At 46.6% G+C, this 13554-nt stretch carries 14 protein-coding genes; 5 read left to right on the plus strand and 9 right to left on the minus strand.

Annotated elements, in window-relative coordinates:
* Positions 1 to 10: 10 nt before the first annotated feature.
* A complete protein-coding gene (gene pheS / locus bslm_RS13875) occupies positions 11 to 1045 on the minus strand; it encodes a phenylalanine--tRNA ligase subunit alpha (RefSeq protein WP_046381256.1) in 1035 nt (344 codons plus the stop codon).
* Positions 1046 to 1127: 82 nt separating this feature from the next.
* Here pheS and bslm_RS13880 point away from each other — a divergent pair, with 82 nt between their 5' ends.
* Complete coding sequence (locus bslm_RS13880) at positions 1128 to 1334, plus strand: hypothetical protein (protein ID WP_015714483.1); 207 nt, start codon at positions 1128 to 1130, stop codon at positions 1332 to 1334.
* Positions 1335 to 1400: 66 nt separating this feature from the next.
* Here bslm_RS13880 and bslm_RS13885 read toward each other — a convergent pair whose 3' ends face one another.
* The gene (locus bslm_RS13885) at positions 1401 to 2147 is read right to left on the minus strand and encodes a TrmH family RNA methyltransferase (protein WP_015714484.1); all 747 of its coding nucleotides are present in this window, start codon (positions 2145 to 2147) and stop codon (positions 1401 to 1403) included.
* A 118-nt stretch (positions 2148 to 2265) separates the two neighbouring features.
* Between bslm_RS13885 and sspI the strand changes: the two genes are divergently transcribed.
* The 4 genes from sspI (at position 2266) to bslm_RS13905 (ending at position 6502) form a co-directional block, all read left to right on the plus strand.
* The gene (gene sspI / locus bslm_RS13890) at positions 2266 to 2481 is read left to right on the plus strand and encodes a small acid-soluble spore protein SspI (protein WP_021480275.1); all 216 of its coding nucleotides are present in this window, start codon (positions 2266 to 2268) and stop codon (positions 2479 to 2481) included.
* A gap of 68 nt (positions 2482 to 2549) precedes the next feature.
* Positions 2550 to 3656, plus strand: a complete 1107-nt coding sequence (locus bslm_RS13895) for a CdaR family transcriptional regulator (RefSeq protein WP_046381257.1) — start codon at positions 2550 to 2552, stop codon at positions 3654 to 3656.
* A gap of 102 nt (positions 3657 to 3758) precedes the next feature.
* Positions 3759 to 5171, plus strand: a complete 1413-nt coding sequence (gene glcD, locus bslm_RS13900; RefSeq protein WP_046381258.1) for a glycolate oxidase subunit GlcD — start codon at positions 3759 to 3761, stop codon at positions 5169 to 5171.
* Entirely contained in the window at positions 5168 to 6502 is a 1335-nt protein-coding gene (locus bslm_RS13905; protein ID WP_046381259.1) for a (Fe-S)-binding protein, read from the plus strand. Before glcD ends, bslm_RS13905 begins: the two co-directional genes overlap by 4 nt.
* A gap of 38 nt (positions 6503 to 6540) precedes the next feature.
* On the opposite strand, the gene bslm_RS13910 is transcribed toward bslm_RS13905, so the two are convergent.
* The 7 genes from bslm_RS13910 to bslm_RS13935 form a co-directional block, all read right to left on the minus strand.
* The gene (locus bslm_RS13910) at positions 6541 to 6909 is read right to left on the minus strand and encodes a VOC family protein (RefSeq protein ID WP_225510034.1); all 369 of its coding nucleotides are present in this window, start codon (positions 6907 to 6909) and stop codon (positions 6541 to 6543) included.
* Positions 6824 to 7012 (minus strand): hypothetical protein, encoded by a 189-nt coding sequence (locus bslm_RS21705; RefSeq protein ID WP_080262655.1) that lies wholly within the window; start codon positions 7010 to 7012, stop codon positions 6824 to 6826. Before bslm_RS21705 ends, bslm_RS13910 begins: the two co-directional genes overlap by 86 nt.
* Positions 6955 to 8751, minus strand: a complete 1797-nt coding sequence (cstA, locus tag bslm_RS13915; protein WP_046381260.1) for a carbon starvation protein CstA — start codon at positions 8749 to 8751, stop codon at positions 6955 to 6957. The genes bslm_RS21705 and cstA overlap by 58 nt, the downstream gene beginning before the upstream one ends.
* Before the next feature lie 151 nt (positions 8752 to 8902).
* Complete coding sequence (gene abfA, locus bslm_RS13920) at positions 8903 to 10405, minus strand: alpha-L-arabinofuranosidase AbfA (RefSeq protein ID WP_046381261.1); 1503 nt, start codon at positions 10403 to 10405, stop codon at positions 8903 to 8905.
* Positions 10406 to 10423: 18 nt separating this feature from the next.
* Complete coding sequence (araQ, locus tag bslm_RS13925; RefSeq protein ID WP_014480513.1) at positions 10424 to 11269, minus strand: arabinooligosaccharides ABC transporter permease AraQ; 846 nt, start codon at positions 11267 to 11269, stop codon at positions 10424 to 10426.
* Positions 11270 to 12211, minus strand: coding sequence for an arabinooligosaccharides ABC transporter permease AraP (locus bslm_RS13930; protein ID WP_014480514.1), 942 nt, complete (start codon positions 12209 to 12211; stop codon positions 11270 to 11272).
* Positions 12212 to 12246: 35 nt separating this feature from the next.
* Positions 12247 to 13548, minus strand: a complete 1302-nt coding sequence (locus bslm_RS13935; RefSeq protein ID WP_046160722.1) for an arabinooligosaccharides ABC transporter substrate-binding protein AraN — start codon at positions 13546 to 13548, stop codon at positions 12247 to 12249.
* Positions 13549 to 13554 lie beyond the last annotated feature (6 nt).

Consider the following 13554-nt stretch of genomic DNA (forward strand, 5'->3'; position numbering starts at 1 on the left):
CATCCTCCTCTTACGCCTGTTTAAACTGCGAAATAAATCTGACATCGTTTGTATAGAAGTGGCGGATATCATCAATGCCGTATTTCAGCATCGCGATGCGCTCAACACCCATTCCGAATGCGAAGCCCTGATATTCCTTCGGATCAAAGCCAGCCATTTTAAGCACGTTCGGGTGAACCATGCCGGCGCCGAGGATTTCAATCCAGCCTGTTCCTTTACATACTGAGCAGCCGTTCCCACCACATTTAAAGCATGTCACATCCACTTCTACTGAAGGCTCAGTAAACGGGAAGAAGCTTGGGCGGAGTCTGATTTCGCGGTCTTGCCCGAACATTTTTTTCGCAACGAGTTCAAGCGTTCCTTTTAAATCACTCATGCTGATGTTTTTGTCAACGACAAGCCCTTCAATTTGCATAAATTGGTGAGAGTGCGTCGCATCATCGTTATCACGGCGATATACTTTACCCGGGCAAATGATTTTAACGGGACCTTTGCCTTCATGCTTTTCCATCGTCCGTGTTTGGACAGGAGAAGTTTGCGTTCTCATCAAAGTTTCCTCTGTGATGTAAAAGCTGTCCTGCATATCGCGCGCAGGGTGTTCTTTCGGAAGATTGAGCGATTCGAAGTTGTAGTAATCCGTTTCAACCTCTGGCCCTTCCTCGACTGTGTAGCCCATCCCGATAAATAAATCTTCAATTTCTTCAATGACAACAGTGAGCGGATGGCGGCCGCCGACTGCAACAGAGTTCCCCGGCAGCGTGACGTCAATTGTCTGTCCTGCAAGCTTCTGTTTCATTTCCTCTTCTTCAAGCTTCTCGTTTTTGTCAGCAATCGCATTGGCAATACGCTCCCTTACTTCGTTCGCGAGCGCCCCCATTTTTGGACGTTCCTCAGCAGAAAGCTTGCCCATTCCGCGCAGCACTTCTGTAATCGGCCCTTTTTTTCCGAGATATTGCACCCGAATATCATTGACAACCTTCAATGAGCTTGCCGCTTCTACTTGTTCTAAAGCTTCTTGTTCCAGCTGTTTTAGCTTTTCTTCCATTTTGCATCCTCCTTTTATGTAAACAAACCGTTCATATGTCTTTGGAAAATAAAAAAAACCCGTCCCTTGTACAAGGGACGAGTTGTGGCCGCGGTACCACCCTTATTTCAGACAGACTGATGCTGTCGTCAGCTTCATTGACATAACGGAATCAGATTCCGGTTCACCTTTACGCGCAGTGTACGCGGTCCCGGCGACAACTCAAGAGGTGAAGCCAATTTCCGGCTGCATTAAAAATGCTCTCAGTCAGCGGCATTTTCTCCCTGGAAAACAGTTGATCAGAAATTGAGGTCCTCTGTCACGGTTTTTGAAATATTATGTTCTATTATAGTGAAATCCAACGCTTGGCGCAACACTATCCTCGCAAGTGATACACGAGGATGGCAGCCGCAACCGCAACGTTTAGTGATTCAGCCTGTCCGTAAAGCGGCACGTACAGGTTCAAATCCGTTTTTTCCAGCAATGCAGCATCCACCCCTGCACCTTCATTTCCTACAATGAGCGCAAAGGATTCAGACTGAGGAATCTCTTGGTAAGGCGCTCCGTTTTGCAGCGCCGTGCCGTATACTTTTACGCCCTCTGCCTTCAATTCGTCCACATATGAAGGCAGGTTTCTTCTCACAACAGGAATATGGAAGTGAGATCCTTGAGCAGATCGCAGTGTTTTTCCGTTAAAGGCGTCCGCCGTGCCGTCACCGAGTACAACCGCATCCAAACCGGCCGCATCAGCCGTTCGAATCATTGTGCCAAGGTTTCCCGGATCTTGAACAGCGTCAATCAGCAGCACCTTGCGTGCCGTTGCCAGCTTTTCTTCAGGCATATGGCACACAGCGGCAATCTGCTGCGGCGTTTCGGTTTCAGTCACAGCTGAAAACGCATCTTCACTCAGCATATAGCACTGGATACCAGTCTCAAGATCTGAAGGAATCTTCGTTTCATCCTTTACAAGGATTTCTTTCACAATGCCCGGGCTTTTCAACGCCTCTTCAACGAGGTGTTCTCCCTCTATCAGAAATGTATTTGTTTTTGTTCGTTCTTTTTTTGTGTGAAGCTTTTTCCAATCCTTCACTTTTTGATTTTTTGCCGATTCTATTTGTTTCACTGTCTATGTGGCGCTCCTTTTTTTAACATGATGTTATTATATCGCAAGAACAGCACATAATAAACCAGGTGCAGGGTTAGAATATACGTATTACATTTTAGAAAAAGGAGCGTTTTACATGGATCTTAATTTACGTCATGCCGTCATCTCCAATGTCACCGGCAATAATCAGGAGCAGCTTGAGCATACAATCGTAGATGCGATTCAAAGCGGTGAAGAAAAAATGCTTCCAGGGCTCGGCGTTTTATTCGAAGTCATTTGGCAGCACGCATCCGAAAGTGAGAAAAACGAAATGCTGAAAACGCTTGAAGGCGGATTAAAACCCGCCGAATAAGACATGAAACCGGGTGACAGCGCCCGGTTTTTTTCTTATATTATAAAAACATGATGAGGGGGAACGCCATGTTTTTACAGCCGTTATTAGCGAAAAAAATTATTGCTGAAGTTAAAAAAATGTACGAACGTGAAGTCATTATTGTAAACACGGACGGTCTTATTATGGCAGGCACAAACGATGAGCGTGTCGGACAATTTCATGAGGGAGCGCTTATCTGCGCAAAAGAAAGACGCAGCGTGATTATTACAAAAGAAGATGAAACAAGGTTAAAAGGAGTGAAAGCAGGCATAAACCTCCCTGTATTTTTTGACCATGATGTGATCGCCGTCTTCGGGCTGACAGGTGAGCCTGCAGAGATTCAGCCATTCGGAGAACTGCTTCGAAAAATGACAGAGCTGTTCATTAAGGAATCGCGGCACTTAGAGCAATCCCAGTGGCGTGAGAGAATGCTGGAGTCCTTTATGATCGATTGGCTGCAACTAAAGGAGTGGTCTCCCAGTTTTCTTGAGAAAGCTCAGCTTCTTGGTGTTGACCTTTCCTCCCGGCGCCAAATGATTCTTATTCAGGGGTATGAGTGGTCACGTCATGATATTGAAAAAATGGCACGCATCTGGAAATCATCGTACCCTGCGGATTTGTTCATCAGGTGGGGAAATGAACGGATTTTGATTAATCATGAAGTGCCGCAGCATGAACAAAGGGATCGGCTTTTACGGAAAATCCTTCACATTTGTTCGTTTGCCAATACCGCAAGCAGCCAATATACAGCAGCTGGCGCCGGAAGGGCTGTCGCAAGCTCCAGCCTGACAGATTCATACGAGCAAGCGGAAAAAGCGCTGGCTGTCAGCCTTAAGCGAAAAACGCCCATATTTGAAGAGGATCTGAAGCTTGATATGTGTCTGACGGAGATCAGCCCGGGAACCCGAAACGAATTTCCGCAAAGAGTATTAGGAAAGGCGCTAGAGCATCAGGAACTTATGAATACGATACGGACTTTCTTTCATCACGATTTGTCTTTGAAACAAACCGCTGAAGACATGCATATACACATCAATACATTGCGTTATCGTCTGGCTAAGGCTGAACAGCTGACGGGATTACGTTTTGACCGTACCGAGGACGTCGTCACGATGTACGTCGCACTCTATTTTTTAGATCAAGATACAAAATAGAGAGAGTTTCAGTTTCATTTTTTGTATGTTTCTCCATGGAAGGCTTTGCTTTTTTTCTTTTACAATAGATTGAAAGCGTTTTTTGACAGGGGGATGGGTGAAATGATCACCAAGGATGTAAAGGAGCAGCTGATTCAGGTCTCCGGACCAGAAAACTTTGATGACTCGAATGCCGGCCGTCTCGTCTATTCATATGATGCGACGCCTCAGTATCAGTCTATGCCTGATGCCGTGATTGCTCCGAGGAATACTGATGAAATATCACGCATTTTAACAATTTGCAGCGAACATCGAGTGCCGATCGTTCCAAGAGGATCAGGGACAAACCTGTGCGGCGGCACGTGCCCGACTGAAGGCGGACTTGTGCTTCTCTTTAAGCACATGAACCAGATTCTTGAAATTGATGAAGAAAATTTAACTGCCACAGTTCAGCCGGGCGTCATTACGCTGGATATGATCCGCGCGGTTGAAAGCAAAGGCTTGTTTTATCCGCCTGACCCGAGTTCTATGAAAATATCAACCATGGGCGGAAACATCAATGAAAATTCCGGCGGGCTCCGCGGATTAAAATACGGCGTCACCCGCGACTATGTTATTGGACTGGAGGTTGTTCTCGCAAATGGTGACATCATCCGCACCGGCGGAAAACTCGCAAAGGATGTGGCCGGATACGACCTCACACGTCTTTTTGTCGGCTCAGAAGGAACACTCGGCATTGTGACAGAGGCAATCGTCAAACTCGTTCCAAAGCCGGAAACAAAGAAGACGCTGCTTGCCCTTTATGAAAACATCGATGCCGCTGCTCAAACGGTATCGGACATCATTGCCGCAAAAATCATACCCGCCACGCTTGAATTTCTCGACCAGCCTACACTTTTGGTGATTGAGGATTATGCCAAAATCGGACTGCCGACAAACGCAAAGGCGGTTTTATTAATTGAGCAAGACGGACCGCTTGAAATCGTGGCACGGGATATGGAAAAGATTGAGGCGATTTGCAAAAAAGGCGACGCCGTTTCCGTTCAGACCGCACAAACAGAGGAGGAAGCGTTTGCCCTGACTGAAGCCCGGCGTTCTGCACTTTCTGCCCTAGCCCGCCTCAAACCGACGACGATTTTAGAGGATGCGACCGTTCCTCGCTCAGAAATAGCCAATATGGTTAAAGCGATTAATGATATTGCTGCTAAATATGATATTTCCATCTGCACCTTTGGCCATGCGGGAGACGGGAACCTTCACCCGACATGCACGACAGACATAAGAAATGAGGATGAAATGGAACGTGTCGAACAGGCTTTTGCCGAGATTTTTGAGAAAGCGATTGAACTTGGCGGGACGATAACCGGAGAGCACGGAGTCGGGGAAATGAAAGCGCCTTACTTGGAAATGAAGCTGAAAAAAGAAGGCATTGATGCGATGAAAGCGTTGAAAGCGGCATTTGACCCCCGGAACATATTAAATCCGGGCAAAGTGTTTGCGAAAGATGCCAGAAAACGTGTGGTGGCGGAAAGATGACAACAGAAAAAGAAATGAAACAGATCCAAAATGAATTTAAAGAGCGTATGGATGAAGGCGAGTTATTAAATTGTATGCGCTGCGGCTTCTGTCTTCCTTCCTGTCCGACCTATATCGAATCGGGATTTCAGGAAACACACTCTCCGCGCGGGCGTATCGCCTTAATGAAAGCCGTAGCCGACGGTATGATTGAACCGGATGAAGATGTCGAACGGTCGCTGTCACTTTGCCTCGGCTGCCGCGCCTGTGAACCTGTATGCCCGTCAGGCGTGAAATACGGACAGCTGCTTGAGGAAGCCAGAGATATTATCCACCAAAACAAAAAACACTCGCTCGGCGCACGTGTCATGCGAAAGGCGGCTTTTCACGAGCTGTTTCCGCATCAAAACCGCATGCGCTCAGCTGTAAGCCTTATCGGTTTGTATCAGCGGTCAGGGCTGCAAACCGCTGTGCGTAAAACCGGTATGCTTCGCGTCCTGCCTGAGCATTTGCGAACGATGGAAGCTGTTCTTCCTGATGTTCCAAAAAGCAAAGACATGAAACATCGGCCGCGTTTCCTGCCGTCAATTGGCCCCATGAAAAAACGGGTCGCCTTTTTTTCGGGCTGCTTAATGGATACGATGTTTTTACCGACTAACAATGCCACATTGAAGCTTTTACAGCTGGCAGGCTGCGACATTGTCATTCCGCCTGAACAGGCTTGCTGCGGGGCGCTGCATGGACACAGCGGTGAAAAAAACACAGGGAAAGAGCTCGCGAAACAAAATATCGCTGCTTTCGAAGCATTAGACGTGGATGCAGTCATTACAAACGCAGGAGGATGCGGAGCCTTTCTGACCGAATATGATCATTTGCTGAAGGATGACCCGGAATGGTCGGAGCGGGCCGCCGCTTTTGTTCAAAAGCTGAAGGATTTTTCTTCTGTTTTGGTTGAACTCGATTTCCATCAAATGGACTTAGCGCTCGAGACGCCTCAGGTCGTTACCTACCAAGATTCATGCCACCTAAGAAATGTAATGCATACGTCGCTTGCGCCCCGCCAGCTTCTTAAAAGCATCAAAGGGGCGGAATTCAAAGAAATGGAGAAAGCAGACAGCTGCTGCGGATCAGCGGGAATTTACAACATCGTCGAAGCTGAAATGTCTATGAGAATACTGGACAGTAAAATGGCTGCCGTCAAAGCAACCGAAGCGATCCTCATTGTAACAGCAAATCCCGGCTGCCTGCTGCAAATGAAGCTCGGCATTGAACGCGAAGGACTAAGCGGTAAAGTCAGAGCCGTTCACCTGGCTGATTTGCTATTGGAAGCAGCCGGGCACAAAACATCATGAGAAAGCCCAAAACAGATATTGTTTTGGGCTTTTGTGCGTTATTCCATCGGACTGCAAATTTCGATATAATGTCCATCCGGATCAGCGATATAGGCGACCGTCTGCCCCCATGGTTTCACTTTCGGCTCCCCGATAATCGATACGCCTTGTTCTCTCATCCTTTTGATGACCGCTTCTACATTTTCAGTAACAAACCCGATTTCAAATGTGTTTGAAGCAGATGTATCCGGAATGTCCAGCGCCGTGATGTCTCTGGCGCTTTCCCGCGTATTAAGCGCCAATATCGTAGACCCTGTATCAAATTCGACATACGTGCCGTGTTCAGCACGAATCGGCAGTCCTAAAATATCCCGGTAAAAATGAATAGCCCGCTTGCTGTCCGATACGTATAGAATAAGATATTTCATTGATAGATTCATTGCCAACCCCCCTCAGCATTTTCAATAGTCCTTCTAGCCCGGTATAGATGCTTCCATCCTTAAGCTCGGATCTTTCCACATCTGCGCCCATTTTTTCACAGCCGCCACAATAATGATGAAGCCTAACACCAGCATGATGATAGATAATACGCCATTCAATACACTATATCCTGCTGCTTCAGGATTGAGATACACATTGCGCACCATCCAATAGCCCGCATAATTGACAGTGACATATAAATAGGCAAGCGGGATAAGGCAAGTCAGAATGTACCGGCGTTTATCAGCGATTTTCAGCACGATGGTCGCTCCGATAATCAGCCCCACTGAAGCCATCAGCTGATTAGAAACGCCGAACAGCGCCCAAATGGAACCGATATCTCCTGAATACAGCAAGTACCCCCACATCAAACAGGCAAGCGCGCTGGCAAATATAGAGCCCGGAATCCAGTCTGTTTTCTTCAGCGGTTTATACACCTCCCCGAAGAAATCCTGGATCAAATAACGGGCGACACGTGTGCCGGCGTCAATCGCTGTTAAAATAAAGACCGCTTCAAACATAATGACAAATTGGAAAAAGTATGAGGCCAAATGGCTGAAAAACGGCATTCCGGTAAAAATATAAGTCATCCCCACCGCAAGCGTAACGGCTCCCCCTGTTCTTCCTTCTAAGTCCAAACCGATTTCCCTGCTCAATTCAGGCAAATGTACGACATTCATGCCAAGCGTACGGAAAACCTCAGGCGTGCTGTTAATCGCAAAGTAATCAGCAGGCTGTAAAGCGGTCGCTGCAATCAGCGCCATGATGCCGACAAGACACTCAACAAGCATTGCGCCAAACGCAACCGGCTTCATATCACTCCATTTATTCAGCATTTTCGGTGTCGTTCCTGAACCGACAAAGGCATGGAACCCAGAGATCGCCCCGCAGGCGATGGTTATTGAGATGAACGGCCAGACAGGTCCTGCCAGCACCGGCCCGCCGCCTTTTACGAATTCTGTAAACGCAGGGAACGGAATGGACGGATTGACGACAAACACACCAACAATCAAAGCGATAAAAACACCGATTTTCATAAAGCTGCTTAAATAATCACGCGGAGCCAGAAGCAGCCAAACGGGAAGCGCAGCCGCAAAAAACGCGTAAACAGGAAGCGCGATTGCAAGCGTTTTCGTATCTAGCGTTAAAAAGTCACCGAGCGCGGTAGTCTGTACCCATGGACCGATAAAGACTCCTGCCATTAAAAAGAGAAAGCCGACCGTTGAAGCGAGCTTTAAATTTCCCGTTTTCTTATAAAATAAGCCCACACCCATCGCAATCGGAATCGTAATCCCTACCGCAAATGTTCCCCATGGATTACGTTCAAGCGCATGCAAGACAACCATCGACAGGCCCGCCATTGTGATCGTGATGATAAACAGCATGGACAGTCCTGTACAAAATCCTGCAACAGGGCCAAGCTCATCCTTTGCCACTTCCGACAGCGATTTTCCGTTTTTGCGCATCGATGCAAACAACACCACAATATCATGGACGGCTCCCCCAATTACCGCCCCGATTAACAGCCACAATAATCCCGGCAAATAGCCAAACTGCGCCGCCAGAATTGGTCCGACCAGCGGTCCGGCCGCTGCGATCGCGGCAAAATGGTGGCCGAACGAAACCCATTTATTTGTAGGCACATAGTCTTTTCCATCCTCAAGCACGTGAGCAGGTGTCGGCTTGTCATCATTTACTTTGAGAACCTTCACCATCATAAATGTTCCGTATAAACGATAGGCAATAGCCAAAATACACATTGACGCTATCACAATTGTAACCGCATTCATTTTCTCCCATCCCCTTTGCTGTTTTTCATAAATATATCATAATTTCATGGTGAAAAGCGGTCATTTTTTCCTATACAAAAAGCCGGCTTGAACGGGCCGGCTCGTGGCAGTTGAAAGACAAGCCGGAGAGAAATCTCCGGCTTCGCTTCTCTTATGACTGTTTTTTCAGGCGTATCACATTCCAGGAAAGCGGCGTGAAATGAGCAGTTAAGCCATTTTCGCTGACAGACGATGATCCGTTGGAATGCGGAACGACATTTTTTCTGTTATGCTGGTTTGTCGCTTTGATATCCTGATGCTCAAGTACGATGTGCTCTGCGATTTGGTAGGATTCAAAGCCTCTGAGCGAAATCTCCGTCTCCATCTGATCCTCAGCCTTGTTTACCGCAAAAATAGTGAGTGTTTCTTCCTCTTCAGAGTACACAACAGCAGCATCAACATATGGCACATCAGTGAAATCAGAACAATCGTACTTAGGAGAGGAAATAAGCGGTTTCAGTGACTCGCCCCTTCCGTAAACAGAAGCATGCATGTATGGATAGAAAATCGGCTGTCTCCATGCTTCTCCGCCTTTTTCCGTCATGATCGGCGCGATGACATTGACAAGCTGTGCAAGACACGCAATTTTCACACGGTCTGCGTGCTGCAGCATCGTAATGAGCAGAGAGCCGACTAATAAGGCATCTTCAAAATTGTAAATATCCTCTAAAATCGGACGCGCAGTGATCCACGGCTCGACTTTTTTATCAGCCTCATTTGAGTGGTACCAGACGTTCCATTCATCCAGAGAAAGATTAATTGTTTTCTTGCTGCGTGTTTTTGCTTTTACATAGTCACAGGTCGTAGCGACTGATTTGATAAAATGATCCAAATCCATAGAACGTGCCAAGTAGTTTGGCAGATTGTTATCCCGGTTTCCGTAGTAGGTGTGAAGAGAGATATAGTCGACATGCTCATACGTATGCTCCAGCACCTTCGCTTCCCAATCGATAAAGGTCGGCATGCCGCTGTTTGAGCTGCCGCAGGCAACGAGTTCAATTGATGGGTCAACCCACTTCATGACCTTTGCTGTCTCTGCGGCAAGCCGTCCGTATTCATCAGCTGTTTTGTGGCCGATCTGCCACGGTCCATCCATTTCGTTTCCTAAGCACCATGTTTTGATGCCATACGGCTGTTCATAGCCATGCGATCTTCTTAAATCACTCCAGTAAGAGCCTTTCGGGTGGTTGCAGTATTCAACGAGATTACGGGCGGCATCTATGCCTCTTGTGCCGAGGTTGACGGCCATATTGACCTCAGTGTTCACCTTTTTGGCCCAAGATAAAAATTCATTTGTTCCCACTTCATTGGTTTCTGTCGTTTGCCATGCCAAGTCAAGCCGTCTCGGGCGGTTTTCGACTGGTCCGACACCGTCCTCCCAGTTGTATCCGGATAAAAAGTTTCCGCCCGGATAGCGGATGATGGGAACCTGTAATTCTTTGATCAGCGACTGAACATCTTTTCTAAACCCATCTTCATCCGCTTCAGGGTGATCAGGCTCGTATATGCCTTCATATACCGCACGACCCATATGTTCGATAAACGAGCCATAAATCCGTTTATCTACTTCACCGATTTTATATTCTTTGTCTACAATCATTCGCGCTTTTTTCATCACACGTTTCCTCCTTCATTAACCTTTGACTCCCCCTACCGTCAGGCCGGAGATAAAGTACTTTTGGAAAAACAAGAAAATGATAATCACCGGCAAAATCGCAAATACTGAGCCGGATATAAGCATGTCGTAATTATTTCCATAAGGGCTCAGCAAGCTGGACAGCCCTATTGGAAGCGTAAACATTTCTTTCGACCGAAGCACAATCAGCGGCCACAAGAAGTTGTTCCAGCTGTTTAAGGACTGAAGGATAATCATCGCACCGAAAGCCGGTTTCATCAGCGGTGCCATAATCCTGAAAAAGATGCCGAATTCCGTACAGCCGTCCATCCTTGCAGAGTCCAGCAGATCTCTTGGAAGGCCAAGAGCATATTGCCTGAAAAAGAAAACGGCAACAGGTGAAACGATAAACGGCAATATGACACCCGTATATGAATCGATCAAATGCAGTCCGACAGTAAGCTTAAACAGAGGAAGCATCATCACTTCCAGCGGAACCATCATAATAATCAGCACAAGAACAAAGATGATATTTCTTCCCTTAAAATCATAAACCGCAAGCCCGTACCCGATCATCGAAGAAAAAAACAGGGTGAGCATGGTTGTGAAAAGCCCAAGTACAAGACTGTTAAAAAACCATTTGAAATAAATGCTTCCGCCGTTAAACAGAAATGTATAATTATCAAGACTCATTACTTTAGGATCAATGTCGAGATTGAGCCCCACACGCAAAAGCTCAGATGACGGCTTTAATGATCCTAAAAGCAAACAGAAAATCGGAAAAAGATACAATAGGCTCAGCATAATAAAAAACAGGGTTAGCGCAATTCTATAAACGCTGAACTGAGGACTGTGCCGCAACATTTATCCCTCCCCCTTAAACGAGCCTGACAGCTTTAATGAAATCAGGCTGACAACAAGGATCACAATCAAAAGCACGATGCCGATGGCTGCTCCGTACCCCATTTCGTTGTAGGCAAGCCCCTGCTGATACAAATATCCGACAAGCGTCAGACCAATATTACCCGGGGAATTATTCTGCCAAAGGACGTAGCTTTCCTCAAACATCCTGAAGCCGCCGATGATGCTGATGGTCAGCACATATACGGTTACAGGCTTGAGAAACGGCAGCGTGATGTGCAGAAATTTTTTCATTGTATTCGCGCCGTCTATATCAGCGGCTTCGTACAGCTCTTTCGGCACATTTTGCAAACCAGCTAAAAAGTAAAGGATGTTGATTCCCATCCATCTCCATGAAGCAAGCAGCACCATCAAAAACATGCCGGTATGTTCATTGTTCATCCAGTTCTGAGGTGAAAAGCCGAGTTTGAGTAGGATGGAATTGGCCAGAGACGTTTCCATTTCTCCGAAGATCAGCCGAAAAATGATCCCCGCGACAATGGTGGAGGTCAATGCCGGGATGAATAGTGCTGATTTAAATATATTTCTAAATTTGACCAGCTTTGAATTCAGGAATATGGCCAGAAGCAATGGAACAGGAATCAGCACGATCAGCGTCCAAAAGGTGTATTCCAGCGTATTCCAAAGGGCGGTATAGAACGTCGGGTTGTTTAGCGCTGTATAATTAGACAATCCGACAAAGGACACCTCTCCCGGCAATATTCTTTGAAAGCTCATGATGAAGACACTAATGATGGGGTATAGAAAAAATACGAGAAAGGATAAAACGAATGGCGCTGTAAACAGATAGGGCGCCGCTTTTTTCGAATAAAATACATCTCGCCAGCCTGATTGTTTCGCAGCTGAAGGAACGGGATGAACCGTTCCTGTTTTCACAGGTTTCATGAGAACCTCCCCGCTTTCACTTTTTGAATGGGATTCTATTTCTGTTTCAGTTCACCTGCCGCTCTGTCCAAGGCTTGTTTAGGCGTTTTTTGCTGAGATTTAAGCGCGTCGAACAATACGCTTCTGTTGACAAGGTCTGAAGCCTTGGCAAAATCCTCATGTAAATAAATTGGATTGATTTCATCCTTGATATCGAGCAGCACAGAAAAAATGCCTGTTCCGTTTTGGAAGTAATCCGTGTATTTGTTTTTCTCTTTCAATTCCTTGGAGCTCCAAACATCCCAGCGAAGCGGGTCAAAGCCGAGTACGCTCCAGAGTTTTTTATTTCCTTCTTCAGAGCCCTTCGCAAAGGCCAAAAACTCTTTTGCTAACTCAACATGCTTGGATTGCTTCGGCACAACGGTTGCCGTACCGCCCAAGCCTGCCGAGCGGTCGCCCCCCTCTTTCCATGCCGGGAGCGGCCTGATGGCAATCTTCCCTTTCAGATCAGGCATATAGTCGATAAATCTTCCCATATACCAAATCGGCATGAGGACTGAAGCAGCTCCTCCTTGGTTCATAAAGCCGTAGTATTCTTCACTGTGATGCCCGCCGCCCGGCGCAGGAATCATCGTTTTATCATTGATCATGTCTTTTAAATATTGAAGTGTTTTTACGTTGGTGTCATTATTGAGGATCAGCTTGCCGTTTTTATCAAAATAGCCTGAGTTTTGCTGTGAAATCATAGATAAGAACGTTCCGGAATCATTTGTTTCCACCGTTCCCATCGGCTTCCCGGTCACTTTGCGCACTTTCTGTCCGGCTTTATGGTAATCATCCCATGTTTTAATATCGTCAGGATTGACGCCGGCTTTCTTCATAACATCCATGTTATAAAACATGACTGTTGTTCCTACATGCGTATCGAGTCCGTAAAGCTTGCCGTTTTTGCTGTACAGGGTCAGCCGCGCCTCAACGAATTTATCACGGTCCTTTTCAATCAGCGGAGTCAAGTCGGCAAGCGGTATGTCAGAGCCCTTCAAAAAGTTTGAAAAACGGGCCAATTCGACATCGGCAATATCAGGGACGCCTTCTCCCGCTATTAGGGAGATAGATAAGTTATCGTGCATTTGTCCATACGGATAAACGACCGTATTCAGCTTAATTTTGCGGTCAGGATGCTTTTCATTCCATTCCTTCACCATTTCTACATAGAACTGCTCATGAAGTCCGTTAAATGTCCAAAAGGTCAGCTCGGTTTCACCCGACTTCCCGGATGATCTTTCTGCTGAACACCCAGCAATGACTAATGTCAGCAGCATCATGAGCACAAGAAAACAGACAGTCATTTTTTTCATCTGCGT

It is taken from the genome of Bacillus sp. LM 4-2 (assembly GCF_000978495.1).
Taxonomy (GTDB): domain Bacteria; phylum Bacillota; class Bacilli; order Bacillales; family Bacillaceae; genus Bacillus; species Bacillus subtilis.